The organism is Streptomyces mutabilis, assembly GCF_046628145.1.
Lineage (GTDB): Bacteria > Actinomycetota > Actinomycetes > Streptomycetales > Streptomycetaceae > Streptomyces > Streptomyces mutabilis.
In genome coordinates this window covers 3341930-3367125 of sequence record NZ_CP176874.1, presented here as the reverse complement: position 1 = coordinate 3367125, position 25196 = coordinate 3341930, and the positions used below count along the sequence as shown (strand labels likewise).

Below are 25196 nucleotides of genomic sequence, written 5' to 3'. Positions count from 1 at the left end.
AAGTGATCGCTGGATGACGGAGGCTGCCCTGTGCCCGCTTCGGGAGTTAGCGCGGCGGCCATCGCCGCCCGGCTGTCCGCCCTCGGGCTTTCCACGCGAGTGGAGGAACAGCACCAGCACACATCGGTGGAAGCGGAGGTGCCGGACGCGCTCTCCGCCGAGTCGTGGCGGGAGGTTCTGGACGTGGTGGCTGAGGCCGACCGATTCGGGCTCCTCGCCACCAGCTTGAACGGCCGCACCTTATGGGCGGTCGTACGCAAAGCGGTCCCCACGACGGGCGATGTCGGGGGCCAAGCCATCAGCGATAGGAGCTGAACAGCGTGTTCAACCGTATCCGCCGCGCCTTCTCTCTAACCAGGGTGCGCAACCCTCCAAGGGGCAGGCACCGCCGGCCGTTAGTGCCCGCCTCTCCTCCTCCGCCTCTTTCCGTCTCTCGTAGGCCCGATGGCACGTCGGCCCCCGGTTTGAGCCGTACAGCCGACGACACGGCATCTCACCGAAACCTGCTCAGAGGAGAGGACGTGGCCCTGGTCCGCCCGTACATCCTGGCGATGGAAGGACGCGTCCCGACACGCGCGATGGTCATCGCCCCTCACCTCTCGGCGGACGCCTGGTCAGCGCTGACAGGGGCCTACTGATGCCACATCGTCGACAGCCGCACATCCCAGCCGCCTCGTCCGTTCCCTACCGCTCGACTGCATGCCGAATCGGCACCCACGTCTGCGCCGACGCCTCCCCGACGCCGGCCCCGTCCGACATCCCGGTGATCTGCGAGGCGTGCGACTGCCCGTGCCACTCGGGCGTTGACCCGTCCGCGCCCTTGGAGGTGACGCGGTGACGGCGTATGCCCCCGGCGGCGCGCTGGTCTCCAACATCGAGGTCACCGCTAACACCGTGCAGCGCGGTGACGTCATCCAACTCGGCGGCCATGCCTTCCGGGTGAGAGATCTCTTCCAACTCCCCCAGGGAGCGAAGCAACTGGTCTTGGAGTCGGGCGAGCTGCTGACCATACATGCGCGTACCCGGCTCGTCGTCGTGCGAATGCAGAGAAGGCGGTGACCGGCTCCATGCGCTCACGCCACCTCGGCATCGCCGACGACCTCCGGCAGCAGATCACAGCTGGCCGCATCCTGCCGAGCGAACGCCTTCCATCCGAGGCTGTCCTCGCCGACCGATACAGGGTCAGCACGGTGACGCTGCGAAGAGCACTCTCCGTGCTCCAGTCGGAAGGCCTCGTCGAGAAGATCCACGGCAAAGGCAACTTCGTCCGCCGCCCTCACCGCAAGATCATGTACGTCGGCGGCTGGGGCACCCTGGACCCGTGGACCGCCGCCGAGCCGGACTCGCGCGTCACCATCCGCAGCACCGAACTTCAGGCCCAAGCGCACTTGGCGACCTTGTTGAAGGTGCCTACGGGGAGCCCCATCGTGGAGTTCACCTGCCTCAGTCGCGAAGGGGAGTCACCGCACGGCCTGGCCCGCGTCTACCTGCCGCATGACCTGGTCCCGCCCGGAGCGCTCGACGATGCCTCCACATTCAGAGAGGCAGCCACGAGGTTCGCCTTCCTCGGCCCACCGCGGACTACTGCCCGAGAGACGGTGAGTGCCCGCCTCCCTACGCCGGACGAAGCGTCAGCCCTCCGGATCAGCATTGCGTCCGTCGTCCTCTCCATCACTCGCATCGCCACCGACTCCGCGGGCCGAGTCGTCGAGGCCACGCTTCTGGCCTTCCCGGGGGATCGAGTCGACGCCGTGTTCACCACCCACCACGTAATCGACGAAAGGCAGAGCAAGGTATGACGACACCGACCGAACTGCGACTCCTGCCGTGGTCGGGCCCGGAAGGCAAGCCCTGCTACCTGAGCACCGATGAACGAGGCGGCTACATGTCCCGCCTGGCGGACAACATCGAGGCCGTCCAACTTGGTACGGCGGCCGAGCTACTGGAGGAAGCCTCCGAAACCCTCAGCGACCGGGATGTGACCCTTGACGAGTTGCGACGCTTGGCGAAGGAGCTGAGCGGGGCTCTCCGCGACGTCCTCCGCGTTGCCACCAGCCGCGGTCACCTCCTGACGGTCGGCGAATCGGGCCCCTGAGACCGCAAAGAGCGGCTGCCTGCAGCGACGTCCCTTGACACGCACAGAGAGGAACCCCGTCAACTGGTCACCGCTGGCTATCTAGTGGTCCTGACGAAGCCCACGGCTCTGATGCAGTTCAGATGCTGTGGGCTTCTGACCGTGAGCCCTCAGCTTGGGAAGCTGCGATCATTAGGAGCCGGTCTGGGCACTGACCTGGGCTAATGGCTGGGCCGGGGCCTCGTCTGGCTCAGCTGCTTTCACCGTGATTCCCCGCTGTTCCCCGCTCGTTCTGGTGCGCCTGTGGTGCGGTCCCTGCGTTCCTCGGCTGCTGGTTCGGCTTGTACTGCTCGGGGAAGTCGGGGTGGTCCTGGTAGGGCAGTGCAAGATCGAGCGGTTGGTGCAGGTCCAAGTAGCAGCGAAGCCGAACTCCGGGCTCCCCAGGAACACGGGTCGTGCTCTCGGCTGTCGCGGTCGCCCATCGCGCGGCGATCGCCTGCTGGAACGCCAGCGCTGTCCGGTCATCAGCGGCCGCGAAGTCCATGACGATCAGACCCGGCCGCGCCACGTGCGCTTCGTTGAATGGCTCCACAGTCGGCCAGACGACACAGCCCCGCATGGGGTTCCCGCCTCCGGCAGTGATCACCCAGACAGGCACAGGTGCGACGTTGATTGACGACCGCTCACAAGGATGACCTTGATCATCTACGTCGGCTGCGGAGGAAATGTCTCGCAGTTACAACTCGACTGGTGCCGTGCAGCGAATCGAAGAAATAGTCGCTGAGCTTGAAGCTGATGGGCCGAGGGGCAGGGCGAAGCGAATAGCCGCTTGGAGCTTGAATCGAGCGCACGTTCGACGTGTTGGGCAAGTGTCGCAGCGGCCCTGGACGTGCTCTCCCCTAGGTCGTCGCGGTGTGTCACCATACGGGTACGCCCGCTGCCCAAGGGGCCTGCAGGACAGGAGAGGCGGCGCGAGCGACTGTGACGGGTGGTCGGCAGGCCACAGATAGCACTACGGGCGGGGTAGCTTTGCGGACCGATTTCGGCGATCTTGTCATCGTGCAGGCCATTGTGCATGTTGTGCCGCAGCGCAAGCGATCAGATCCCGACGAACCCATCCCTCTGAGCGAAGCGCCATGCACCCTCAATGACGCTGTGCGTACCGCCCTGCAGGCCCGACTTCGTGGCGTCCTTGCCTCTACCGGGCGGGAAGTCATCGAAGATCCAGAGTCCAAGTCTGCACTGCCTGATCGCGTCTACTCTTTCTTGGCCGGCGAGATCAATCTCGTAGACGTCTCTGTTGAGCTGGTGCACCTGTTGAGGAACAGTCAGTCGGGGGTGAACTCGGCAGGGTTGCTACTGGTAGCCGAAGCTCGACTGGGAGACGATCGTTCACTGTTGATCGTAAAGCTCGAGCAAGAGACAGGCATGCAAGCAACGGAGACCTTCGTCAATGGCTTGCGCACGTTCGACATGAAATACCTCGCCGATCTTCTGTTCACTGAGAAGTCCAAAATCCACAAGGTTGCTCTCTTCCCGGAGAGTGGGATCGCCGAGGAACGAATTGAAGGCTGGGCTGCAGATCGGCAACTCTCTGGGAGAATGGCGGCTTTCTTCCTTGAACGCTTCCTCGGTTGTCGACAGAAGAACGAACCACGAGAAATTACGCGCCGGTTTCACGACGCTACTACCGAGTGGATCAACGCCTATGTCGCGGATCCTGACACGCGCATTAACTATGTGATGGCCGCGCTGGCCGAGCTGCAGAGCCCGACTCGGCATCTCGACCCTGTCGATTTTGCTCAACGGCACCTTGATATTCTTCATCGTGATGCGTTTCTTGAGCACTTGCAGGGCGCCGACGTGCCTACTCGGACATTTGATAAGGACACGGAGCATCTGCAAAGTCGCCTGAATAATATGCGTGTAGGCTTTGCGAACGGCGTTTTCATCGTGGCACCAGTCAACGCCTTGGAAAATGATGAAGTGCTGGCTCTCGAGGATCAGGGCGACGGCGTCACTAGCGTGACCATCACTGGGACGGTCACGACGGCTACTACTTATGCGCCGCCCGGTGGCCGGCGCCGTACAAAGGGCGAGGGCCAAACTGGTCAATCCCCGTCTGCAGAGGGCGGGGACGGCCCGCCCGTCGCTGGATAGGCCATGAGTGTTGCCGAAGCGGCATTCGAGCGCTACCAGCGAGAGCGCCCCGCTGTCGAGGTTGCGGCGAAGCTAACTGCGGCACATCTGCGTCGACGGGCTGCGCGTGCGAAAATCACCTGCGAAGTCTCCTATCGAGCGAAGGAGATCAGCAGCTTTGTGATGAAGGCCCAACATAAGGGCTACCACGACCCTTGGTCTCAGATCACGGACAAAGCGGGCGTGCGTATTGTCGTTCAACATAGTGGTCTACTCGATCAGGCTCTCGATCTGGTTAGTCGATCACTCACCGTAGTTGGTGAGCCTGAGGATGATCGACTTATGGTCGGAGCGGAGGATCGTCTTCAGTATCCGAGGCTGCACGTGCAGGTCGTCGCGTTCGGCGATCAGGCGGGTGAGGATGGGAAGCCATACGAGTGTGAAGTCCAGATCCGCACTGAGGCTACGGACTTGTGGGCAAGGATGTCGCACAAGCTCATGTACAAGGCCGATTCGTCCGCCGTACCATCCGATGTCAGACGCTCCCTGTACCGTCTGATTGCTCTGGTCGAGCTATACGATCTTGAGGTCCGACGGGGGGTTGAAGCCTTGGCGCAGTACCCCGATGTTGCCCTTAGTAACCGTCTCCTCGATGAGGCCGAGCACCTCTTCCGCACGTTTACCGAGCACGAACCGCGACGGGACCTCTCGGAAGAGGTGGTTGATGTGCTAGTTAAAACCATCCCGGACCCGGCCAATTATCCAAGTCGCCTGGCTGAATTTGCTCAGTCGCGCAGGTCTGATTTGGAACGCGCCTATCAGGATTATGGGCCGGCTAGTGACCACTTTTTGCGGCATGGGCGCTACGTCCTGGCGAGCCAACCGGAGAGCCTCATAATCTTTGAACGCCTATCCAGCGCTAAGATGCTGCTGCAAGGGCGATGGGTTGATGAACTGCCGGAGTCGATGCTGAATGATATGGCAGATGCTTGGGGGGTATCTCTTTGACTGAGCCTGGCAAGCTAGAAGCGGCAGGAGTGATTGCCGCAACGGCAATGTTTGTGGAAGTGCTTGTCGTTGGCATCGGTTCCCTAGTCGCGATGACTGGTCTTGTGGCGGCTACTCTCGGACATGAGGTCATGAAACAAGCTGGACCGGTCCTTGCGTCAACAGCAGCTGCAGGGGCAGGGTTGGCTTTCGCGTACGCGCTTGGGATCGTAGTTGACCGTGGAGCCGATTACGCTTTGAGGGCTTCTCGCAGGCGTCTGCGGAGGATTCATTTCGACTCCAATGAAAAGTACCGCCAGGCGCGTCGTGTTGTCGCTGATCAGCCCCATATTATGGCCATGGCTGATTATGCGCGGTCGCGGATGAGGATCTGTCGTGGGTGGCTGGCAAATTGCCTTTTTCTTGTGATCGCGGCTGACCTTTTGATTTGGCGGTTTCCCGTTCGTGACCGGCCTGTGCTGTTGATCGTCGTCACGGCCACCGGCTTGCTGCTTGCGTGTGGCTTTTATGCCGCGTGGAGGAGCATTACGCTGACTGGGTATAGAAAGCTCGCCCAGCAAGCAGCAGAAATCCCGCAGGTGCCGAGCCAGGTCGGAGCTGGGGCGCAAAGCTAACAGACAGAGGTCGGTGGAGCGGCTTTGGGCTGGAGCTGCTTTGGCGCGAGTGATCATGGCCCCGTAAGCTTGTGGCGCGTCGGGCAGTCTGTTGACCTGCCCGGTAAAGCACGACGTTGGGGCCGTGATCTTCGAGGCTCGCGCCAAAGTGGCTGCCTAAAGCCGTGGAGCCGACCGCCCCAGCCACGACGTAGTCCTTCTTTGGCATCAGGTGGCTGACTGCTCTGAGCGCGGCACGGGCGCCGGCCGGGCTGGAGCGGGGCGGAGACAGGAGCGCAGGCCCGGCCGGGGGCCGGGTCGCGCGCGGGGAGCGGAGCGAGCCGCCTTGATGAAGTAGGGAAAGTCTTATCCCGCTGGGAGGAGGTGCTTGCCATCGTGGCTTCGTACGTGGGGGCCAGCCCCATCTAGGGCGTCCAGGAGCCTGATCGCGTAGACCTCGGCCATGCGGTCGCTGACCTCGTCGGGTGTGAGCCAGGAGACGGCTGTGGACTCGCTTGAGGTGCGCTCGGTCCCACCGGAAGGCTTGCAGCGGAAGACCAGGGCGACGATGCCTCGGGTGGTGTTCTTGTAGACGCCGGTGAGTTCGTCGACCTCGACGTGGATGCCGGTCTCTTCCCAGACTTCGCGGGCTACGCCGGCCTCTGGGGTCTCGTTGAGTTCGAGTACGCCGCCGGGGAGTTCCCAGGTGCCGTTGTCGGCTCGGCGAATGGCCAGGAGGCGGCCGTCTTCGCGCACGACGACTCCGGCTACGGATACGGAGTGCAGGGGCGTCGACGTGGCTTCCTGTGGTTGACTCATGTACAGGAGCATAGGAGGCAGAGAAGGACTATGGGAACTGCGGTAGAGGGGGGCAGGTCCGGGCCTCGGTACGTGCAGATCGCGGACGAGATCGTGCAGCAGATCCGGGCGGGTGTGCTCAAGCCCGGTGACATGGTGCCGAGTGAATCGGAGCTGGTGGACCGCTACGGCGTGTCCGGTGGCACGATCCGCAAGGCCATGGTCGAGGTGCGGGCGAGCGGGCTGGTCGAGACCCGGCACGGCAAGGGGTCGATCGTGAAGGACCGGCCGCCGGTGCGGCACCGTTCCTCCGACCGTTTCCGGCGTTCGCTCCGTCAGGGCGGCAAGGCCGCGTACCTCGCGGAGTCCGCGCAGTCCGGAGCCACGGCCAAGGTGAGCGTCCTCTACATCGGGCCCATGGAGGCTCCCGCGGATGCCGCTCAGCGGCTCGGCGTTCCCGTCGGCACTCAGGTGCTCGCCCGGCGGCGCCTCTACTTCCGCAACGGCACCCCGGTCGAGACGGCCTCCTCCTACCTCCCGTGGGACGTCGTCAAGGACATCCCCGAGCTGTTCGCCGAGAACCCCGGCGGCGGTGGCATCTATGCCCGACTCGAAGACCATGGACATGAGTTCGCGGAGTTTGTCGAGACGCTGCAAGCTCGGCCGGCCTCCAAGGCGGAAGCGTCCGAGCTGGCGCTGAGCCCGGGTGCGCCGGTGGTTCATCTGATCCGGGAGGCTCGTACGACGGCTGGAGTCGTGGTGGAGGTCTGCGACACGCTCATGGCTGCTGACCAGTTCGTTTTCGAGTACCGGATCCCTGCCGCCGACTGACGCTCGCTCAAGTTCCCGCAACCCGTCGTGACTTCGATGTCGCGGCGGGTTGACTCATGTACAGGAGCGATGCACTCTTCTTCATGTAACTCATATACATGAGTGACGGAGTTCGGCATCTATAGAGGAGTGTTCTGCTGTGCGTCAGATCCCCGTCGACACCTCCGCCGCGACCGTGATGGTCGCTAAGACCCCGCAGCCCAAGGTGCGTGACCGCCGTACCGGCGAGATCGCCACCGACGCCGAGACCGGCGCGAAGCTGATGACCGTGGACGTGATGTTCGCGGCCAACGACGAAGTCGAGATCCTGTCCGTCACCGTCCCGGAGACCGGCATCTCCGGTGACCTGACCATGGGCACCCCGGCCGCGCTCACGGGGCTGGTCGCCCGGCCGTGGGAGAACGAGTTCAACGGCCAGAAGCGGCACGGCATCGCCTTCCGCGCGGTCGCCGTCACCTCGCTGGCCACCACGGGCACGGGCTCGAAGGCGGCCTGAGCCATGACGTGGCCGACGGTATTACTGCTGGTGGTCGTCGCCGCTGCGGGTCTCCTGCGGTGGCGGCGTCCCGCCTGGTACTGGCTGACCTTCGGGGTCACCTTCGCTGTCGTGCGAGTCTTGGTCCGCTACACCTCCGTCATGGAGGCCTGCGGGCTGACGGTCCCACCCTCGCGCTGGCGCCTCATGCTGGCCCGGATGACCAACCGCCCGGCGCCGGAGTCCCGCGCGCCGCGCATCCTGCGGCTGCGGCCCACCCACACCGGTCTGGTCCTGAGGCTCAAACTCCGACCGGGACAGGACGCCTTCGACGTCGCCGCCGCCTCGGACCGGCTGCGCCACTCCTTCGGGATGTACGGCGTCACCTCCCGTGAGCTGCGCTCCGGTGTGGTCGAGATCCGGATGACCGGCTACGACGTGCTCAAGCGGGTGCAGATGCCGGCCAAGACCGACACCCGACTGATGAGTGTCCCAGTCGCGCTGCGGGAGGACGGCTCGGTGCACTACCGCGACTACCGCGCCGTCCCGCACGGTCTGACCCTCGGCGCCACGGAGTCCGGCAAGTCCGTCTATCAGCGCAACCTCGTCGCCGGGCTCGCCCCGCAGCACGTCGCGCTGGTCGGCATCGACTGCAAGCAAGGGGTCGAGCTGTTCCCGCTGGCCCGCCGGTTCTCCGCGCTCGCTTACAACCCCGATACCGCGCTGGAGCTGCTGGAGGCGCTGGTGTCCCACATGCAGGACGTGTATCAGCTCATCCGCGCCGAGCAGCGGATCAGCGCTGCCGTGCCGGATGCGGAGATCGCCGCCGACATCTGGGATCTGCCCGAGGGCCTGCGGCCGGTGCCGGTCGTCGTCCTGGTCGACGAGGTCGCCGAACTCGCGCTCTTCGCCAGCAAGGAGGAAGAGAAGCGCCGGGACCGGATCATCACCGCCCTGGTCCGTCTCGCCCAGCTCGGCCGCGCGGCCGGCGTCTACCTGGAGATCTGCGGGCAGCGCTTCGGCTCCGAACTCGGCAAGGGCATCACCATGCTCCGCGCCCAGCTCACCGGCCGCACCGCCCACCGCGTCAACGACGAGACGTCCGCGAACATGGCCTTCGGCGACATCGCCCCGGACGCCGTCCTCGCCGCCATCCAGATTCCCGCCGAGACACGCGGAATCGCCATCGCCGGGGACTCCACCGGCGGCTGGCACCGCATCCGCGCCCCGCACACCACGCTGCGCCAGGCCGTGAACGTCTGCAACAAGCACGCCGACCGCACCCCCGAGCTGCCTGCCCTCGCGCCCTTCCGGCCTGCGGTCGCTTCGCTGCCCTCGGCCCGTGTGCCGCTGTCCAAGACAGCCCCCGCCACAGCCTGACCCCACCCCCCTCCCACGGCAGACGCGACCGTCCTTCGCGCCGGGTCCCTACCCCCGTCATGCCTGATCACAGGAAGGAGCCGTGATGGCTCGCCCCGCTCTCCGTATCGACGCCGTACTCGTTCAGGCCGTCATCGCCGGGGCGCTGTCCTTCGCCCACCTGCACGACCTCGCCGCCGCTGCCGGACAGACCGGCTGGAAGGCTTGGGCCTACCCCGTCTCGGTCGACCTGCTCCTGGTCGCCGCCTGGCGAAGGCTGCGTGCCGACGGACCGTCCCGGCTGGCCTGGTGCTGGTTCGTCATCGCGCTGGTCGCATCGCTCGGTGCCAACGTCGCTACGGCCGGGCTCCTCGACCTCGGCGACGTTCCGGCCTGGCTGCGCATCCTCGTCGCCGCCTGGCCCGCCCTGGCCTTCATGGGCGGCACCCTCCTCACCCACTCACCCGCGGACCCCGCCCCGGCTCCGCCGGCGCCCTCTGTCCCGGCTCAGGGCCCCGTTGTCCCGGCTCAGGGCCCCGCGCCCGATACGGCCGCCGCTGAGCCGGACTCGACGCCCGAACCTCCCGCCGTCCCGCGGGTCGAGGAAGCCCCTGCCCTGCCCACAGCCGTGCCGGTCCCGGCCGCGCTCGTCGACCACGCCCGCAAGGTCGCCGACGACCACCACGCACGCACCGGCGCCCCGATCGACACCGACACCCTCCGCGCCCGCCTCGGCGTCCCGCCGCACCTCGCCAACGCCATCGCCGCCCAACTCACCTGACCCGCCCGCACCCCGACAGGAGACCGGCTGACATGCCCGCCCGCGACTTCTTCCACTCCGTCATGCGGATCGGCCCCGTGCAGATCGGCACCCACCGCGACCGCCGAGGCCAGACCAAACACGCCGCCGTGTGCACCAACGACCGCTGCGGCTGGTCCGCCGACTACTCCAGCCAGTCCGCCGCACAGCTCGCCGCCCGCACCCACCGCTGCCGCGTCAGCTAGGAGGCCAACCGATGGACGTTCCGCTCTGGCTCGCGCTCCTCGCCGTCGGCTACCTCGGCGTCAAGCTCATCCGTCCGCCCTGGTGGCTCATCGCCGTACTGCTCCTCGGCGGCTTCCTCATCGCCGACAGCGTGCTGGCCCCCGTCGTCAACGGCTTCGTCAAGTAGCACGACCTGAAGGGAGAACACCGATGTTCCGCCCGAAGATCCCGACCAACCCCACGCCCGCTGGCCACCTCACGCCGCCCGTGCTCGTGGAGCCGACCGCCGTCGTGCCGAGTGCGCAGGTCCCGCCTCCAGCTCCGGTCGCTGCCGCGTCGTCCCGGCCCACGGTGCAGCTCACCCCCGGCACCGCCCTCGCCCTCGTCGGCGGCGGAACGGCCGTCGTCCTGGTCGTCGGCGCAGTTCTCGTCTCGCTGCTCCTGGCCGTCGCCATCACCGGCGCCTCGGTCGCCGTCTGCGCCCTGGTGATCCGCTCCCTCGTCCACGCCGACGCCAAGCGACGCTGACCGGCCCCCGGGCGGCCTCGATACCGCCAAGCATCCGCCGCCCGGGCGCCGTCCCCAACCGATCTCACAACCGGAAGGAAGCACCCAGCATGGCGCACCGCGCCCCGACCGCGCATGCCCCGCTGCTCGACCCGACCACCCTCGGCGACCTCCTCCGCGTCGCCTCGGCCCCCGACTACACCCGCTGGGAAGACCAGATCCGCCGCACCGGCGGCTGCTCCGACCCCATCCACCTCACCGGCTGGACCCTCCACAAGGACAAGACCACCGGCGAAACCCTCCACCACTACACCACCGCCGTGGAACCCGGCGGACGCCTCCGCCTTGCTTGCGGCAACCGCCGCGCCTCCCGCTGCCCCTCCTGCGCCTGGACCTACGCGGGCGACACCTACCACCTCATCCGCGCGGGCCTGGCCGGAGACGACCGCCGAGACGTCCCCACCACGGTCCGGGATCACCCGCGCGTGTTCGCCACGCTCACCGCTCCCTCCTTCGGCCCGGTCCACAACCGGCCCGACCACGGCGCCTGCCGCTGCGGCACCCAGCACGCCCCGGACGCCCCGGAACTGGGCACGGCCCTCGACCCGGCGACGTACGACTACGCGGGCGCCGTCCTGTTCAACAACCACGCTGGGCAGCTCTGGCAGCGGTTCACCACTCGCCTGCGTCGCGAACTCGCCGCCCGCGCCGGCCTCACCCGCCGGGAACTCGCCGACCGCGTTCGTGTCTCCTACGGCAAGGTCGCCGAGTTTCAGAAGCGCGGTGCCCTGCACTTCCATGCGGTGATCCGGCTCGACGGACCGGACGGACCAGGAACGCCCCCACCTGCCTGGGCAACGGTCGGCCTCCTCGCCGACGCCATCCATGCCGCTGCGGCGCACTCCTACACGTCCGTCTCCGTTCCGGCTACCGGGGACCAACCGGCCCGGTCCTTCCGCTGGGGCACACAGCTCGACGTCCGCCCGGTCAAGGCCTTCGGCGACGGCTCCGACATCACCGAACAGGCCGTCGCCTCCTACGTCGCCAAGTACTCCACCAAAGCCGCCGAGAACACCGGCGCGCTTGACCGCCGTATCGGCGAACTCGCGGAACTCGACCGCCATCAGGTCCCGGACCACACCCGCCGACTCATCACCGCATGCCGGGACCTGGACCGCCTCTACCCGGACCGGCGCCTCTGGGCCTGGGCTCACATGCTCGGCTTCCGCGGCCACTTCTCCTCCAAGTCCCGCCGCTACTCCACCACCCTCGGCGCCCTGCGCCAGACACGCGCCGACTACCGCGCCGCCCAGGAACACGCCGCCCTCGCCCTGGACGACCGCGAGCCGGACACCGTCCTCGTTCTCACCGACTGGCAGTACGCCGGACACGGCCACACCCCCGGCGAATCCGCCCTCGCCGCCACCATCGCCCGGGACCTCCAGCTCAACCGAGAAACCGCACGCGAAGCACTGCAAGACCAACTGGCCCTGGAAGGAGCCGCAGCATGACCGCCGCCACTGCCACCGCCGAGCTGCTGACCGTGCCGGAAGTCATGGCGCGTCTCAAGGTCGGGCGCTCGAAGGTCTATGACCTGATCCGCTCGCGTCGACTCGCCTCGATCAAGATCGATGGGGCGCGTCGTATCCCCGCTACCGCTGTTCGGGACTTCGTCCTCGGCCAGATCGAGGAGGCTGCCTGATGTCTGGTCCGCGCAAGCGCAATCCTAACGGCGCCGGCACCATCACCAAGCGCAAGGACGGCCGATACCAGTGCGCCGTGTACGTCCTTCAGCCGGACGGCACCCGCGCTCGCAAGTTCGCCTACGGCAAGACCTGGGCCGAGTGCGACGTCAAGCGCCGGGAGCTGCTGGCCAAAGTGGATCAGGGCGTGCCCGTGCCCACCAAGTCGGCCAAGCTCTCCGAGTGGTTGCCTTACTGGCTGGACAACGTCATCAAGCCTCGGCGGAAGCTCAGCACGTACGACAAGTACGAGGCGCACGTCCGGCTCTACCTCGTGCCGCTGCTCGGCGCCAAGCGGCTCGAATCCCTCGGCGTCGCCGACGTACGCCGCTTCCTCGTCCGCCTGGAGAAGCAGACGACTGCGGCGACCGCCAAGGAATCCCACCGCGTCCTGCGGTCGGCACTGTCTTCCGCCTGCCGTGAGGAACTGATCACGCGCAACGTCGCCAAGCTGGTCGAGCCACCCCGCACCGACAACCGCGAACTGAAGCCCTGGACCCTCGACGAGACTCTGGACTTCCTCGCGGCCTCCCGTAAGGACCCGCTGTACGCGGCCTTCGTGCTTGCCATCGCCATGGGGCTCCGCCGGGGAGAGATCATCGGCCTGCGCTGGTCGGACCTCGACCTCGACAGCCGCGTTCTCTACGTCCGCCAGCAGACGCAGCGCCGTCGGGGCGTCCTCTACGACGATGATCCCAAGAGCCGCCGTCGCCGAGCCGTCCCGCTGCCCGCCCTCTGCATCGCGCCCCTGCGCTGGCACCGGATGCGGCAGGCGGCTGCTCGGATCAAGGCGGGGGAGCAGTGGCAGGAGTCCGGCTACGTCTTCACCACTAGCACCGGCCGTCAGGTCGAGCCGCGGAACGTCTACCGCTCCTTCACCCGCGTCGCCGAGTCCGCCGGCCTCCGCGTCATCCGGCTGCACGACGCTCGGCATGGCACCGCCACGCTCCTCACAGCGGCCGGAGTCGCGCCCCGCGTCGTGATGGAGATCCTCGGGCACTCCCAGATCAGCATCACCATGGACGTCTACACGCACGTCGTCCAGGACACGCAGCGGGAAGCCATGAGCCACATGGACCGGCTGCTCAGGAAACGGCGTCCCAGCCGGGAGTGACCGCGCCCGTTGATGTCAGACGTGGATGTCAAAGGCCACCTACGAAAATCCGTAGGTGGCCTTTTCCCTGGTGCCCCCGGCAGGATTCGAACCTGCGACACCCGCTTTAGGAGAGCGGTGCTCTATCCCCTGAGCTACGAAGGCGTGGCGGCAAGGTGTGGTGCCGCCGTCGACAGTGTAGCGGTTGGTCAGGTGAGGGGGACCGGGCGGAAGCGGCCGGCGACGTGTAGGTCGGCCTCGATGTGGGCGGCGGTTTCGCGCAGGGGCGGGAGGATGTCCGTCACGCAGGCCGCTGCCGTGCGGCGGGCGGCGTGCATCGCCACGTTCACCGCGGCGACCACCCGGCCGTCCCGGTCGTGGACCGGGACGGCGAGGGAGCGCAGGCCGGCCTCCAATTCCTCGTCGATCAGGGCGTAGCCCGCCGACCGGGTCTCCGGGAGGGAGAGGAGGACGCGGCCCGGGGAGGTCGTCCGGGCGGGGAGGCGGGTGCCGACCGTGATCCGGGCGCTGAGCACGCGGCTCACTGATGCCCTGGCCGTGTACTGGATCTCCTCGCCCGAGTCGGACAGGACGGCCAGCGCGGTCGACTCGTGGACGCGGTCGGCGAGGGCGGTCAGGTGGGGCTGGGCGATCTGGGGGAGGGAGGTGCGGGAGAGGGGCGGGAAGCCGAGGGAGAGGACCCGGGGGGTGAGGGTGAAGGCGTGGTCGGGGGACTGTCGTACCAGGCCCGCGTGTTCGTGGGTGATCAGCGCCCGGCGGGCCGTCGCCCTGGCCAGACCCGTCGCCTTCGCGACCTCCGAGAGGGTCAGCTCCGGGCGGTCCTCGCCGAAGGCGGTCAGTACGGTGAGGCCGCGGGCCAGGGATTCGACGAAGTCCCGGCCGAGTTCCTGCTTCGACGCGCCCGTCCAGGTGGCCAGGCCGGCCGGGGGCGGACCCGGTTGCGGGGGCGGGGCGGCGCGCAGGTCGTCCTCCATCGACCGCACCGCCTCGCGGAGGCGGGGGAGCAGGGTCGTGCGCAGGTCGTCCGCCGTGTGGCGGCTGGTGTGGCTCACCACGCTCGCCACGCAGGATGGGGCGCCGGTGCGGGGGTCCCGTACGGGGACGGAGACCGCGACCAGGCCCGGTTCGATCAGCTGGTCGTCCAGGGACCAGCCGTCGGTCGCCGCCTTGGCCGTACGGTGCTCGAAGTCCTCGTGGGGTGTGGGGTGTTCGGTCGGGGGGACGGCCGGGAAGGCGCGGTCCCAGGGGTCCGCCGCTCTGCGGGCGCGCCAATGATGCCACTCGGCCTGTGACCACTGAGTGGCGAACAGCGGGCCCGGCGCGGTGCGTTCGGCGGGGAGGAGGTCGCCGATGCGGAAGCTGAGGGACATCGCGCGGCGGCGCGTGGCCTGGTGGATGAAGCGGATGCCGTCGCGGTCGCCGACCGCCAGGGACACCGACTCGTCCAGTTCGTCGGCCAGGGCGTCGGCGCGGGCGGACAGCAGGGCGGGGAGGCGGAGGGCGGCGAGGTAGGCGTTGCCCAGTTCCATCAGGCGGGGGGCGAGGGTCACGTCGCGGCCGTCGAGGCGGACGTAGCCCATGCGGGCGAGAGTGGCGGTGAGGCGGTCGACCGTGGAGCGGGCCAGGCCGGTGGCCTTCTCCAGGGCGCTGAGGCTGAGGGCGCCGTCGTTCGCGTCGGTCAGGTGACGGAGTACCGCGATGCCGCGCAGCAGGGGGGCGACCGCCTCGGCCGGTACGTCCGCCCGCCCGGACGGTGCGGCGGCGGACCCGTCCTGCGGGATGTCGTTCGTGATGTCGGCGGGCATCGGGTCTCCGGTACGGGGTCGCGGCGGGCCCGCCTACGGTAATGCCGCCGGAAGCAGGTGCCGGTCCTCACCTGCGGGTGACGCTCACCCGGTGGTCGCCCTTCGCGCCCGCTCCGGAAACCGCGATCGTGATGCCGTGGCGCGGGTCCTTGAAGGTCTCGCCGGGGGTGAAGGCCGCGTCCGACAGCTCCGCGTGGACGTTCGGGGCGCGGGTGCAGCCGCCGCTGTCCCGGCGGGAGTCGTAGACGGTCACCGGGCCCATGCCCGTGTCCACGTCCGCGTCGACCTTGTAGACCAGGACGCCGGGCCGGCACACCACCTCGTCGTTGCCCTCGCGGGTGCGCAGTTCGATCGCGTACCCGGACTCGGCGTCCACCGGGACGACCACCAGTTTGTCGCCGCCCTTGCGGGCCAGCGGGGTCAGTGTGTACTCCGTCGTCCCCGGTGCCGAGGCGCAGTGCACCTGGGTGCGGTCCAGCCAGCCCAGCTTCCACTTGTGCCAGCCCAGGAGGTCGTTGTTGGCGCCCCAGTCCTCGCTCATGATGTCCCAGTGGCCGACCGCGCCCCCGCCCTCCTGGGTGTAGAGGTCCGGGAGTCCGAAGACGTGGCCGTTCTCGTGGGGGAGGACGCGGTAGCCGGTCTCGTCGTAGGAGCCGGAGCCGTCGTCCTGGCGGGAGTAGACGAAGGAGGCGTTGGCGACCGGGACGCCGTCGGCGATCGGCGCCTCGTGGTTGCCGGCGAAGGTGACGGACAGGACCGTGTCCAGGGCGGAGGGGCCGGCGTTGGGGGTGACCAGCACGTTCAGGAGGTCGTACGCGCGGAAGTCGACCTTCGCGTCGGCCTGGGTGACCAGGTCCTCGACCAGTTCGCGGTAGCCGGGCTCAAAGGGCGCGCCGCGTTCTATGCCGTACTCGGCGAACGACTTCGGCATGCGCAGCCAGTCCCGGACCGGTGTCTCGGGACGGTAGTCGAGGCGGCCGTAGGAGCTGGTGCGGAACCACTCCTCGGTCTGCGGGAAGAACTCCGCGTACCGGTCGAGCGCCTTGCCCTCGCCGGGGGCGTCGGAGAAGTCGATCATCAGGGTGAGGGCGCGGACGGTGCCCGTGGAGCGGGCGTAGCCGGCGGAGGTGGGGACGCCCTCGGACATCTGGGTCTCGGGGCCGCCGCTGATCATGCAGGGGCCGTGCGCGGAGGAGCGGGAGAGGGGGGCCGGGCCGGGGCCCGCCGCGGTGGTGCCGGGGGCGAGCCGGCCGGTGCCCGCCGAGGTGCTGACCGCGAAGGTCACGGCGGTGACGGTCGCGATCGCGGCCAGTCTGCGCGGGCGTATGCGGCGGCTCGGCTGCGGCTGCATGCGGACCTCCCGGGCCACGGCAGCCGCCCGACTTCGGCTGCACCCTTGCGCTCACCCTGTGCCGAGGGGTGTGCGGGCGCGCGCTGGAGGAGCCGATCGTGGGTTTCTCGCCGGTAGCCGCCGACCGGGGGACTGCGGGACACTCCGGGGCCCTCGCGTGTGATCCAGGTCACGGAAAGTTTCTTCGGGGGCGGGAAATAACCGGGGATCGTTTCCCCGTTTAGCCATGTGTCCGAGCGAAACGGGGACTCCCTCCCCGGATCGCCAACCCAACGTCCGAGGAGTACGCCGTGCAGACCGCAACCCCCGAGCAGCGGAAGGCGACCCGGCCCCGCGCCGACGCCCTGCGCAATCGGGAGCGGATCGTCGCCGCCGCCCGGGAGATGTTCGTCGAGCACGGGCCCGACGTGCCGCTCGACGACGTCGCCCGCCGGGCCGGCGTCGGCAACGCCACGGTGTACCGCAACTTCCCCGACCGAGACGCCCTCGTCCGCGAGGTCGTCTGCTCGGTCATGGACCGCACGGCACGGGCGGCCGAGCTCGCGCTCGCGGAGACCGGCGACGCGTTCGAGGCGCTGGAGCGCTTCGTGCACGTCTCCGCCGACGAGCGGATCAGTGCCCTGTGCCCCATGGTGTCCAGCACGTTCGACCAGCACCACCCCGACCTGGAAGCGGCGCGCGAACGGGTCGAGCGGCTCGTCGCCGAGGTCATGGACCGGGCGAAGGCGGCCGGTCAGCTCCGCGCCGACGTGGGCGTGGGCGATCTGATGATCGCCGCGGCTCAGCTCAGCAGGCCCCCGGCCGGTACGGGGTGCCTGAGTGCCGACCGGTTCGTCCACCGCCACCTGCAGCTGTTCCTGGACGGGCTGCGGGCTCCAGCCCGCTCCGCCCTGCCGGGAACGGTCGTGACCATGGAGGATCTGCGCCGGCCCTGCGACCCGTAGTTCCGCGAGGATCCGCCCAGTGGTTCCGCGAGGAACCGCCCAGTGGTTCCGCGAGGATCCGCCCGATGGTTCCGCGGGGATCCGCCGTCCGACGCAGGTGCTGACGGCACGGAAGCCACAAGAACCACCGTCTGACGCAGGCGCAGACGGCACGGAAGTCAGAAGACCAACCGTCTGACACAAGCGCAGACGGCACAGAAGCCACAAGACCCACCGTCCGACCGGAGGACGGCGGCTCCCGCAGCCGTCGCCCCGGGTCCAGTCGTCCCTTTACTCACCTTTTTCCGTCACGAAGTCCCGAAGTGGGTATCCCCATGTCTCAAACAGCCGTCAAGGCCTCCGGCGTCACCGACGCCCCGGACGCCGGCCGCTGGAAAGCGCTCGTCTTCATCGCGCTCGCCCAGCTGATGGTCGTCCTCGACGCCACCATCGTGAACATCGCCCTGCCCTCCGCCCAGCAGGACCTCGGCATCTCCGACGGCAACCGGCAGTGGGTCGTCACGGCCTACGCCCTCGCCTTCGGCGGTCTGCTGCTGTTCGGCGGCCGGATCGCCGACCTGTGGGGCCGCAAGCGCACCTTCGTCGTGGGCCTGGCCGGCTTCGCCGTCGCCTCGGCGCTCGGCGGTGCGGCCACCAACGAGGCGATGATGTTCGGCTCCCGCGCCCTCCAGGGCGTATTCGGCGCCCTGCTCGCGCCCGCCGCGCTCTCCCTGCTCGCCGTGATGTTCACGGACGCCAAGGAGCGTGCCAAGGCCTTCGGCATCTACGGTGCGATCGCCGGTGGCGGTGGTGCCGTGGGTCTGATCCTCGGCGGTTTCCTCACCGAGTACCTGAACTGGCGCTGGACGTTCTTCGTCAACATCCCGTTCGCCGTGGTCGCCGCGGCCGGTGCCTACTTCGTCATCCGTGAGCCGAAGGGCGGCCGCAACCGTTCGCCGCTCGACATCCCCGGCGTGTTCCTCTCCACCCTCGGTCTGGTCGCGCTCGTCTACGGCTTCACCCGCGCCGAGTCCGAAGGCTGGAGCGACGCGGTGACGGTCGGCATGTTCGTCGGTTCCGCCGTGCTGCTGCTCGCCTTCGTGATCGTCGAGTCGAAGGTCAAGGCACCGCTGTTGCCGCTGCGCGTGATCACCGAGCGCAACCGGGGCGGGATCTACCTCTCGCTGGGCCTGGCGATCATCGCGATGTTCGGCCTGTTCCTCTTCCTGACCTACTACCTGCAGATCGTGAAGGGTTACACGCCGGTCAAGACCGGCTTCGCCTTCCTGCCGATGATCGCGGGCATGATCACGGGTTCCACGCAGATCGGCACCCGCCTGATGACCCGGGTCGCGCCCCGGCTGCTGATGGGCCCCGGCTTCCTGGTCGCCGCCGTCGGCATGCTGCTGCTGACCCAGCTGGAGATCGACACCTCGTACGCCGCGGTGCTGCTGCCCGGCATGCTGCTGCTCGGTCTCGGCATGGGTACGGCCTTCATGCCGGCCATGTCGATGGCCACGCAGGGCGTCGAGCCGCGGGACTCCGGTGTCGCCTCGGCGATGGTCAACACCTCGCAGCAGGTGGGCGGTGCGATCGGTACGGCGCTGCTGAACACCATCGCCGCCTCGGCCACCACGTCCTACATCGCCGACCACATCGGCGGTGCGGCCACCCGGTCCCAGCAGCAGCTGGTGCAGCTGGAGGGTCAGGTGCAGGGCTACACCAGCGCGATCTGGTTCGCCGTCGGCATCCTGGTCGTGGCGGCCGTGATCGCCCTGACCTTCGTCAACGCCGGGCGTCCGGGCGGCAGTGCCGTCACGGGTTCCGGTTCGGGCGACGCGGCCGAGGAGGAGCTGCCGGTGCCGGTCGTCGCCCACTGACGACCCGGACGCGGTACCCCTCGGGCCCCTGTTCCATCCGTGCGCAGGGGAGGGGACGCCCCTCGCGCACGGTTCCCGGGACCTGCCCCGGCCGCGCGTTCAGCGCAGCCAGGGCAGGTCCGCCCCCGCTTCGCGGGGCTGAAGTCCCTCGGCGACGATCCGCATGATCTCGCCGAGGGACTTCTGCTGTTCCGGGGTGAGCCGGTCGAACACGGCCTGGCGTACGGCGTCCACGTGGCCCGGCGCGGTCCGGCGCAGCACCTCGTGCCCCTCGTCCGTGAGGATGGCGAACTGGCCCCGCTTGTCGGAGGGGCAGTCCTCGCGGCGCACCCAGCCGTTCTTCTCCAGCCGGGCGACCGCGTGCGAGAGGCGGGAGCGGGTGATCTTGGCGTACCTGGCCAGCTCCGTCATCCGCAGCCGTCGGCGCGGTGACTCGGCGAGCTTGACCAGCAGGCCGTAGTAGACGTGCGGCATGCCCGCGTCGCGCTGGAGCTGGCGGTCGAGGTGGTCCTCCAGGAGGGTGGCCGCCTCGATGTACGAGCGCCAGACGCGCTGTTCCTCGGTGGTGAGCCAGCGGGGTTCGCCGGTGGAGGGCGGGATGGGTGCCGTGTTCATGTATCCCATCGTACGAGTCCTTGAACTTTAAACAAGGAACCCTTAAATTCGACGGTAGACAGCTTGAGATTTCAAGTAACTGGAGCCGTATCGTGCCCGCCACCGCCCAGGAGCGCATGCCCGCCCTATACCTCAGCCACGGCGCCCCGCCCCTCGCCGACGACCCCGTCTGGCCCGGCGAGCTCGCCGCCTGGGCCGCCGCCCTGCCCCGCCCCAAGGCGATCCTCGTCGTCTCCGCCCACTGGGAGGAGGCCCCGCTCGCCCTCGGCGCCACCCGGACCGTCCCCCTCGTCTACGACTTCTGGGGCTTCCCCGAGCACTACTACCGGGTGCGCTACGAGGCCCCCGGCGCCCCCGCGCTCGCCGAGTCCGTGCGCAAGCTGCTGCGCGCCCCCGGCACGCCGGTGCAGGACGTGCCCGACCGCGGCCTCGATCACGGCGCCTACGTGCCGCTGGTCGAGATGTATCCCGGCGCCGACATCCCGGTCCTCCAGGTCTCCATGCCGACCCTCGACCCGGCGCGGCTCATGGAGATCGGCCGCAGGCTCGCGCCGCTGCGCGACGAGGGCGTGCTGATCATCGGCTCCGGCTTCTTCACCCACAACCTGGCCGCGCTGCGCCAGGCCGGCGTGCCCTCCTGGTCCGCCGAGTTCGACGACTGGGGCCGGCGCGCGCTGGATGCCGGTGACGTGGACGCGCTGCTCGACTTCGCCCGCAAGTCGCCGGCGGGCACGCTCGCCCACCCGCGCACCGAGCACTTCGCCCCGCTGTTCGTGACGATGGGGGCGGCGGACGCGGCCGGCGAGCTGGATCTGCGGCGATCGGTGATCGACGGGTTCTGGATGGGGCTGGCCAAGCGGTCGGTGCAGTTCGGCTGAGCCCCGTCCGGGGAGCGGGGCTAGAGCGGCTTCTCGTACCAGGCCACGTCCCAGTACCGGCCGAACTTGCGGCCCACCTCGCGGTACGTGCCGACGTGCCGGAAACCGAAGCGCTCGTGCAGCCGGGCGGAGGCCTCGTTCGGCTGGGCGACGGCCGCGTACGCGCGGTGCAGGTCCTGGCCGGCCAGGGCCTCGAAGAGGGCCGTGTAGAGCAGGGTGCCGATGCCGCGGCGGCCGGCGTGCGGGGCGACGTAGACGGTGGTCTCCACGGAGGTGCCGTAGGCGGGCTTCGCGCGATAAGGACTGGATGTGGCGTACCCGAGGATTTCCTGTGACTCGGCGTCCGTGGCAACCCTGAGCGGGTACGGGCCGTCTTCAGGGTGGGAGAGCAGCCAGGGGCGGCGCTCCTCCGGGGTGAACGGCTCGGTGTCGAACGTGACGGGCGTCTCACGTACGTAGTGGTTGTAGAGGTCGGTGAGGGCCTCGAGGTCCTCCTCGATTCCCGCCCTGACCTGGACCTCCGTACGTCCCGACCGCATCACGCCTCCTCGTGTGGCGGCACAGGGTACTGCATGATCAGAAAAATCGGGGGGCAGGTTGGGAATTCTGTCCGGATTCCAGTCGTTGTTTCCATCGGATGCAGGGCACCCGAGGAGAGTCCCGGGAGAGGCCGGAGAGCAGTTCCGGGACCGGAGACAACGCCGGACGGTGCCGAACGTCCACGGACCACCCGCTGAACCACCATCGCAAGGGAGCACGCATGGCAACCCGTGCCGTCGCCCGTCGTAAGTCCGCCACCGGCGAGACGGCCGACGCGGCAACCAGCGTCCGCGCAGGCAGCGGCGAGCTCGCCGACCGCGATCTGGTCGGCATGTACCTCGACGAGATCGCACGGACACCGCTGCTCGACGCCGCCAAGGAGGTCGAGCTGTCCCAGACCATCGAGGCGGGTGTGTTCGCGCGGCAGGTCCTCGAAGGCTACGAGGAGACCGGGGCGGATGCCACCCGGGAGGAGCTCCAGGCCCTGATCGACGACGGCGAGCGGGCGAAGGACGTCTTCATCCGCTCCAACCTCCGCCTGGTGGTGGCGGTCGCCCGCCGCTACCCGCGCAGCGGCCTGCCGCTCCTCGACCTGATCCAGGAGGGCAACGCCGGCCTGGTCCGCGCGGTCGAGAAGTTCGACTACCGCAAGGGCTTCAAGTTCTCGACGTACGCCACCTGGTGGATCCGTCAGGCCATCACCCGCTCGATCGCGGACCAGTCGCGCACCATCCGGCTGCCCGTCCACCTCGTGGAGGAGCTGGGCCGCATCCGGCGCGTGCAGCGCGAGTTCAACCGCGAGCACGGGCGCGAGCCGGAGCCCGCGGAGATCGCCGCCGAGCTCGGTTCGACGCCGGAGCGCGTCACGGACGTCCTCGACTGGGCCCGCGACCCCGTCTCGCTGAACATGTCGGTGGACGACGAGGGCGAGACCCAGTTCGGCGACCTGCTGGAGGACACCTCCGCCGTGTCGCCCGAGCAGTCCGTGATGACGCTGCTGCGCAGCGAGGAGCTCGACGACCTCATCGGCCGCCTCGACCCGCGCACGGCCTCCATCATCAAGATGCGGTACGGCATCGAGGACGGCCGGGAGCGCACGCTGACCGAGGTCGGCAAGGAGCACGGCCTCACTCGTGAGCGCATCCGGCAGATCGAGAAGCACGCGCTGCTCGAGCTGAAGAAGCTGGCCCGCGACACCGGCTTCGAGGCGGCGGCGTAGGCGGCGCGGCGGGCCGGTGACCGGCCCGCCGTGATGAGGGGGCGTGACGTGACGCGTGGGGCGTACGCCGGTGGCCGAACCCCGCGCAAACATGGCCGTACAACGCTGCTTCAACAGGCGGGGGCCCGGGAACAAGACCTCCGGGCCCAGTGATTCGGCCCGGGGCACCCGCTCCGGACGGACCCTCCGCCCCTATGGACCACGTCCCGACGCACTCCCCCCGGCGCCGGGACTTTCCCGAGCCGGGCTCGGCGCCTCTCCCCCCCGGGGCGCCGCAGCCCGGCTCCTTCTGTTCCCTGAGCGCCTGAGCGCCTGAGCGCCCGACCGCCTCCGCCGCTGAGTGCGGGGGCCCGGCGCGTGGCGAAGGCCGAAGAAGGAGGCGGGGCACCCCGGACCTGAACCCCGGGGTGTCCCGCCGAATGGCAGATTCTGTCACAGCGGCATAATCTGCCGAAGTGAGCAGCACCACCCCGGCCTCTTCCGCGCCCGAATCGTCCACGCCCGGTGCCGGGCACGTCTCCCTGACGGAGCGGCGCAAGGCCGAGACCCGGATGGACATCGCCCGCGCGGCGGCCCGCCTCTTCGTGAGCCAGGGCCTGCGTGCGACCCGGGCGGAGGACATCGCCCGGACCGCCGGAATCGCCCCGCGCACCTTCTACCGCTATTTCGCGACCAAGGAGGAGGCCGTCGCCCCGCTCTACGCCCTCGGCGCCGAGCGCTGGGCCGAGGCGGTACGCGGGGCCCCGCCGGAGCTGTCCGTGCCCGACGCCCTGGAGCACGCCGCACGGCACACGCTGACGCCCGGCGCCGGGGTCTCGGCGCCGTCCTGGGAGTGGGCCCGCACCCTGATCCGCCTGGCCGCGACCAGCCCGGCGCTGCGCAAGGTGTGGGCGGAGGTGTGCATGACCGCCGAGCGCGGGCTGGTGGAGGCGCTGGCGGCGCGGCTGTCCGGGGGTGACGACAACGTTGCCGAGCGGCTGGCGGGCTCTCCCGAGCTGCGCTTCGCGGCCGCGGTGGCGGGGGCGGCGGTGCGGGTGGCGGTGGAGTACTGGGCGGACGGACCGGAGGGGGCGGGGAGCCCCGTCGAAACGGCGCTGCGGAATCTGGCGGGCGTGCGGGAGTTCGCCTGGGGGGAGTGCGGGGCGCCCGGGTGACGGGCCGGGCGGGGCGGGCTGTTGCCGACGGGCGGAGTTGCGGGGCTGCTCGCCGGCGGTCGGAGTGGAGCTGGCTGGGCTGCTCGCCGACGGTCGAGGTCGAGCGGGACGGGGCTGTTCGCCGACGGTCGGAACCGGGCGGCGGACGGAGGGTGCCGTGGTCCGAGGCCCGGCGGCGGCGATGTGCCGAACGCGTCCACCGGCACGGCGCGCGGTCACTCACCGCCCGCCGCGCTCGCCAGCCGCGCCCCCAACCCCCGTACGCACTCCACCAGTTCCGCCGGCTCCCGGACCCGGAAGTCCACGCCCAGCATCGCGAGGCGTACCGCCATCCAGTCCACCGAGTCGGAGACGGTCGCGCGCAGCACGCACGACGTGCCGTCGTCCGACGGCTCCGGGGGCCCGAGCCACCGCGGCAACCGAGCGGCGACGACGTCGGCCGGCGCGTCGAAGGCGACCTCGATGTCGTACGAGTCGCCGTGCCGTTGCATCGAGCGCCGCAGGTACTCCGCCGCGCTCCCGGTCGGCAACTCCCGGGGTGCGAACCGCGCCCCCGTCGCGAACGGCTCGCTCACCCGGTCGACCCGGAAGGTCCGCCAGTCCTCCCGGTCGAGGTCGTAGGCGATCAGATACCAGCGGCGTCCCGTCGAGACCAGCCGGTACGGCTCCGTCACGCGCCGGGACTCGGTGCCGTCCCCCGCCCGGTAGGCGAAGCGCAGCCGCTCGTGCCCGGCCACGGTGGAGGCCATGACGGTCAGCGTCTCGGGTGCGATGCTCGGTCCGTCCCCGCTGGTCAGCGGGGTCGTCGCGGCCTGGAGGGTGGCCACCCGGTGCCGCAGCCGCGACGGCAGCACCTGCTCCAGCTTGGCCAGTGCCCGTACCGACGCCTCGTCCAGGCCCTCGACCGCGTGCCCGGCGCCGGCGCGCAGGCCCACCGCGATCGCCACCGCCTCCTCGTCGTCGAGGACCAGCGGCGGCATCGCCTTGCCGGCCACCAGCCGGTAACCGCCGTCGGCGCCCATGGTCGCCTGCACCGGGTAGCCCAGCTCACGCAGCCGGTCGATGTCCCGCCGGACCGTGCGGCGTGAGACCCCGAGCCGCTCGGCGAGCTCGCCGCCCGGCCACTCGCGGGGGGTCTGGAGGAGGGAGAGGAGCGTCAGGAGCCGGGCCGGAGTGTCCGTCGTCATGGTGCCCAGGATGGCGCAC

General features: G+C 69.2%; 28 protein-coding genes and 1 tRNA gene. 21 read left to right on the top strand and 8 right to left on the bottom strand.

The genetic code is table 11. The features are described from left to right. The first annotated feature begins 30 nt into the window (after positions 1-30). The 4 genes from ACLIN4_RS14910 (at position 31) to ACLIN4_RS14895 (ending at position 2095) form a co-directional block, all read left to right on the top strand. Positions 31-315, top strand: coding sequence for a hypothetical protein (locus tag ACLIN4_RS14910; protein ID WP_411575879.1), 285 nt, complete (start codon positions 31-33; stop codon positions 313-315). Positions 316-834: 519 nt separating this feature from the next. Next, positions 835-1059, top strand: a complete 225-nt coding sequence (locus tag ACLIN4_RS14905) for a hypothetical protein (RefSeq protein ID WP_411575878.1) — start codon at positions 835-837, stop codon at positions 1057-1059. 8 nt (positions 1060-1067) lie between these two features. Further along, a complete protein-coding gene (locus ACLIN4_RS14900; protein WP_411576755.1) occupies positions 1068-1799 on the top strand; it encodes a GntR family transcriptional regulator in 732 nt (243 codons plus the stop codon). Beyond that, entirely contained in the window at positions 1796-2095 is a 300-nt protein-coding gene (locus tag ACLIN4_RS14895; protein WP_411575877.1) for a hypothetical protein, read from the top strand. The genes ACLIN4_RS14900 and ACLIN4_RS14895 overlap by 4 nt, the downstream gene beginning before the upstream one ends. A gap of 229 nt (positions 2096-2324) precedes the next feature. Here ACLIN4_RS14895 and ACLIN4_RS14890 read toward each other — a convergent pair whose 3' ends face one another. Then, complete coding sequence (locus ACLIN4_RS14890) at positions 2325-2666, bottom strand: DUF6207 family protein (RefSeq protein WP_411575876.1); 342 nt, start codon at positions 2664-2666, stop codon at positions 2325-2327. Between the two features lie 437 nt (positions 2667-3103). On the opposite strand from ACLIN4_RS14890, the gene ACLIN4_RS14885 reads away from it, so the two are divergent. Both ACLIN4_RS14885 and ACLIN4_RS14880 read left to right on the top strand, forming a co-directional pair. Then, the gene (locus ACLIN4_RS14885) at positions 3104-4234 is read left to right on the top strand and encodes a nucleoid-associated protein (RefSeq protein ID WP_411575875.1); all 1131 of its coding nucleotides are present in this window, start codon (positions 3104-3106) and stop codon (positions 4232-4234) included. Between the two features lie 3 nt (positions 4235-4237). Continuing rightward, positions 4238-5221 (top strand): hypothetical protein, encoded by a 984-nt coding sequence (locus ACLIN4_RS14880; RefSeq protein ID WP_411575874.1) that lies wholly within the window; start codon positions 4238-4240, stop codon positions 5219-5221. Between the two features lie 959 nt (positions 5222-6180). Here the strand turns inward: ACLIN4_RS14880 and ACLIN4_RS14875 are convergent. Next, positions 6181-6645: an NUDIX hydrolase gene (locus tag ACLIN4_RS14875; RefSeq protein ID WP_411575873.1), complete on the bottom strand. Its 465-nt coding sequence runs from the start codon at positions 6643-6645 to the stop codon at positions 6181-6183. Positions 6646-6663: 18 nt separating this feature from the next. Between ACLIN4_RS14875 and ACLIN4_RS14870 the strand changes: the two genes are divergently transcribed. The 10 genes from ACLIN4_RS14870 to ACLIN4_RS14825 all read left to right on the top strand — a co-directional run bounded on the left by ACLIN4_RS14870 (position 6664) and on the right by ACLIN4_RS14825 (position 13625). After that, positions 6664-7443 (top strand): GntR family transcriptional regulator, encoded by a 780-nt coding sequence (locus ACLIN4_RS14870; RefSeq protein WP_054102946.1) that lies wholly within the window; start codon positions 6664-6666, stop codon positions 7441-7443. 139 nt (positions 7444-7582) lie between these two features. Further along, positions 7583-7939 carry a hypothetical protein gene (locus tag ACLIN4_RS14865; protein WP_003950171.1) on the top strand — a complete coding sequence of 119 codons (357 nt, stop codon included), beginning with the start codon at positions 7583-7585 and terminating at the stop codon, positions 7937-7939. Positions 7940-7942: 3 nt separating this feature from the next. After that, complete coding sequence (locus ACLIN4_RS14860; RefSeq protein ID WP_411575872.1) at positions 7943-9298, top strand: FtsK/SpoIIIE domain-containing protein; 1356 nt, start codon at positions 7943-7945, stop codon at positions 9296-9298. 85 nt (positions 9299-9383) lie between these two features. After that, a complete protein-coding gene (locus tag ACLIN4_RS14855; protein WP_411575871.1) occupies positions 9384-10058 on the top strand; it encodes a DUF2637 domain-containing protein in 675 nt (224 codons plus the stop codon). Positions 10059-10090: 32 nt separating this feature from the next. Further along, positions 10091-10282, top strand: a complete 192-nt coding sequence (locus ACLIN4_RS14850; RefSeq protein WP_007388789.1) for a mobile element transfer protein — start codon at positions 10091-10093, stop codon at positions 10280-10282. Positions 10283-10293: 11 nt separating this feature from the next. After that, positions 10294-10449 carry a hypothetical protein gene (locus ACLIN4_RS14845; protein WP_003950175.1) on the top strand — a complete coding sequence of 52 codons (156 nt, stop codon included), beginning with the start codon at positions 10294-10296 and terminating at the stop codon, positions 10447-10449. 23 nt (positions 10450-10472) lie between these two features. Next, entirely contained in the window at positions 10473-10790 is a 318-nt protein-coding gene (locus ACLIN4_RS14840) for a hypothetical protein (protein ID WP_003950176.1), read from the top strand. An 89-nt stretch (positions 10791-10879) separates the two neighbouring features. Then, positions 10880-12280, top strand: a complete 1401-nt coding sequence (repSA, locus tag ACLIN4_RS14835) for a replication initiator protein RepSA (RefSeq protein WP_411575870.1) — start codon at positions 10880-10882, stop codon at positions 12278-12280. After that, positions 12277-12471, top strand: coding sequence for a helix-turn-helix domain-containing protein (locus ACLIN4_RS14830; protein ID WP_411575869.1), 195 nt, complete (start codon positions 12277-12279; stop codon positions 12469-12471). Before repSA ends, ACLIN4_RS14830 begins: the two co-directional genes overlap by 4 nt. After that, positions 12471-13625, top strand: a complete 1155-nt coding sequence (locus ACLIN4_RS14825; RefSeq protein ID WP_411575868.1) for a tyrosine-type recombinase/integrase — start codon at positions 12471-12473, stop codon at positions 13623-13625. Before ACLIN4_RS14830 ends, ACLIN4_RS14825 begins: the two co-directional genes overlap by 1 nt. A 68-nt stretch (positions 13626-13693) precedes the next feature. On the opposite strand, the gene ACLIN4_RS14820 is transcribed toward ACLIN4_RS14825, so the two are convergent. The 3 genes from ACLIN4_RS14820 to ACLIN4_RS14810 all read right to left on the bottom strand — a co-directional run bounded on the left by ACLIN4_RS14820 (position 13694) and on the right by ACLIN4_RS14810 (position 16781). Then, positions 13694-13769: transfer RNA gene (locus tag ACLIN4_RS14820), tRNA-Arg, on the bottom strand. 44 nt (positions 13770-13813) lie between these two features. Next, on the bottom strand, positions 13814-15430 hold the full coding sequence (locus ACLIN4_RS14815; protein WP_411575867.1) for an IclR family transcriptional regulator domain-containing protein: 1617 nt from the start codon (positions 15428-15430) through the stop codon (positions 13814-13816). A gap of 67 nt (positions 15431-15497) precedes the next feature. Then, complete coding sequence (locus ACLIN4_RS14810) at positions 15498-16781, bottom strand: M6 family metalloprotease domain-containing protein (protein WP_411575866.1); 1284 nt, start codon at positions 16779-16781, stop codon at positions 15498-15500. 290 nt (positions 16782-17071) lie between these two features. On the opposite strand from ACLIN4_RS14810, the gene ACLIN4_RS14805 reads away from it, so the two are divergent. After that, a complete protein-coding gene (locus tag ACLIN4_RS14805; RefSeq protein WP_179342751.1) occupies positions 17072-17725 on the top strand; it encodes a TetR/AcrR family transcriptional regulator in 654 nt (217 codons plus the stop codon). Positions 17726-18039: 314 nt separating this feature from the next. Further along, a complete protein-coding gene (locus ACLIN4_RS14800) occupies positions 18040-19584 on the top strand; it encodes an MFS transporter (RefSeq protein ID WP_107480054.1) in 1545 nt (514 codons plus the stop codon). A 99-nt stretch (positions 19585-19683) separates the two neighbouring features. Here the strand turns inward: ACLIN4_RS14800 and ACLIN4_RS14795 are convergent, their stop codons facing one another. Further along, the gene (locus tag ACLIN4_RS14795; RefSeq protein ID WP_179342752.1) at positions 19684-20208 is read right to left on the bottom strand and encodes a MarR family winged helix-turn-helix transcriptional regulator; all 525 of its coding nucleotides are present in this window, start codon (positions 20206-20208) and stop codon (positions 19684-19686) included. Positions 20209-20315: 107 nt separating this feature from the next. Between ACLIN4_RS14795 and ACLIN4_RS14790 the strand changes: the two genes are divergently transcribed. Continuing rightward, on the top strand, positions 20316-21077 hold the full coding sequence (locus ACLIN4_RS14790) for a dioxygenase (protein ID WP_289908971.1): 762 nt from the start codon (positions 20316-20318) through the stop codon (positions 21075-21077). A gap of 20 nt (positions 21078-21097) precedes the next feature. On the opposite strand, the gene ACLIN4_RS14785 is transcribed toward ACLIN4_RS14790, so the two are convergent. Further along, positions 21098-21616, bottom strand: a complete 519-nt coding sequence (locus ACLIN4_RS14785) for a GNAT family N-acetyltransferase (protein WP_107480055.1) — start codon at positions 21614-21616, stop codon at positions 21098-21100. A 221-nt stretch (positions 21617-21837) separates the two neighbouring features. On the opposite strand from ACLIN4_RS14785, the gene ACLIN4_RS14780 reads away from it, so the two are divergent. Then, a complete protein-coding gene (locus ACLIN4_RS14780) occupies positions 21838-22836 on the top strand; it encodes a sigma-70 family RNA polymerase sigma factor (protein ID WP_107480056.1) in 999 nt (332 codons plus the stop codon). Between the two features lie 455 nt (positions 22837-23291). After that, positions 23292-23990 carry a TetR/AcrR family transcriptional regulator gene (locus ACLIN4_RS14775; protein WP_411575865.1) on the top strand — a complete coding sequence of 233 codons (699 nt, stop codon included), beginning with the start codon at positions 23292-23294 and terminating at the stop codon, positions 23988-23990. Positions 23991-24205: 215 nt separating this feature from the next. Here ACLIN4_RS14775 and ACLIN4_RS14770 read toward each other — a convergent pair whose 3' ends face one another. Continuing rightward, positions 24206-25177, bottom strand: coding sequence for a helix-turn-helix transcriptional regulator (locus ACLIN4_RS14770; protein WP_100049775.1), 972 nt, complete (start codon positions 25175-25177; stop codon positions 24206-24208). Between the last annotated feature and the right edge of the window lie 19 nt (positions 25178-25196).